Source organism: Capnocytophaga genosp. AHN8471 (genome assembly GCF_016806945.1).
GTDB classification, from domain to species: domain Bacteria; phylum Bacteroidota; class Bacteroidia; order Flavobacteriales; family Flavobacteriaceae; genus Capnocytophaga; species Capnocytophaga periodontitidis.
In genome coordinates this window covers 1-1,414 of record NZ_JAESPJ010000058.1, presented here as the reverse complement: position 1 = coordinate 1,414, position 1,414 = coordinate 1, and the positions used below count along the sequence as shown (strand labels likewise).

The window sequence follows — 1,414 nt, the reverse complement described above, 5'->3', positions numbered from 1 at the left end:
TGACAATGCCTTTACCACTATCACCACCACTACAGCAACCAACTTGAGTTTGGCCCTTACAGGTTCACAAAACTTATCAGGTTCAAATTATAAGGTAGAGGTATTCAACGAAAAAACAGGTTGTAGCATCACAGGAGTACATACAGTGAAAGATGCTAATACCTTCGAGATAACCTCAAGTAACCCAGTGAGAGCCATTTGTCATAATGGAAATGGTAGTATAATGCTTACCTTTGTAGATAAAGATCTCTCTAACGGAGACCAATCTACAACAGGCTTTACCTATACAGTTACAGCAGTAAGTGGAGGAGCGACCATTTCAGGAAGCATACCAGTTGGAGGTAATACTAGAACACTTACTTTAGTAGGAGGATCTTATGATATCGAAGCGATTTCTATAGCTACAGGTTGTAAAGTAGCGAAACATCGTTTTGTAATACCATCAAATCCAGCCGAGATAAAAGTGATAAATGTATCTCAAAAAGTATCGGTAGATTGTGGTAATCATAATGGTGTAGTAGCACTTACAGTTATAGGAGGAGAACAAACCTATACAGTAACCCTTGCTCCATTAGGAGGAGGAACGCCCAAAGTACAACCTAATGTACCAGAAGGTTATCCAGGTATTGAAATAGCAGGTTTAGACGCGGGTACTTATAATATTACAGTAGAAGATGCCTTAGGCTGTACAACAGCAACAGGCACCCTAAGTGTAACATTAGCACCTTATAGTGCTATCAATACCGCAAGTATTACAGTAGCCACAACTTCAATTACTTGTATAGATGCTAAAGATGGAACACTCAAAGTATCAGGAGTAACAGGAGGAGTACGTCCTTACCATTTTATATTGTTCAAAGGCTCAACAAAATCAGATGAAATATCAGGAGTTAATGGAGATGAAGTTACTTTTAGTAACATAGAACCAGGTACTTATCACATAGATATTTTAGATGCTCAAAACTGTTCAGTAACCCTTGCAGGAAGCTATTCATTTGTAAATCCAACAGCCATAACAGCCGATATCAACGCTCTGAACTCTAAGTTTGTAACTTGTAAAGGCACAAGAGACGGCAAGGTAGAGATAGTGAATATCACAGGCGGGACAGGAACATATACAATTAGTATAGCCAGAGCCGATACTAAACAAAACGTAAAAACACATCGAGATGTAACAAGTTCAACCGATCTGTTTGATGAATTAGGAGTTTTAGAAGGCACTTACTATGAGGTAGTAATAAAGGATAGTAACGATTGTACGATGACTAAGACCTTGTCATTCACAGTAGAAGAATTACCAGATGTTACAATCAAGGAACTCAAATACTATGGTACTTGTCAAGCAAGTTCTAATAGTTACGTAGATTATTTAGAGGTACATTTCAACAATCCATCGCCCGACTATAGTAAGATA

General features: G+C 38.1%; 1 pseudogene. It reads left to right on the top strand.

Annotated features, from left to right (window positions below):
• Positions 1 to 1,414 (top strand): annotated as a pseudogene (locus tag JMN12_RS15130) (hyalin); the annotation flags it as partial.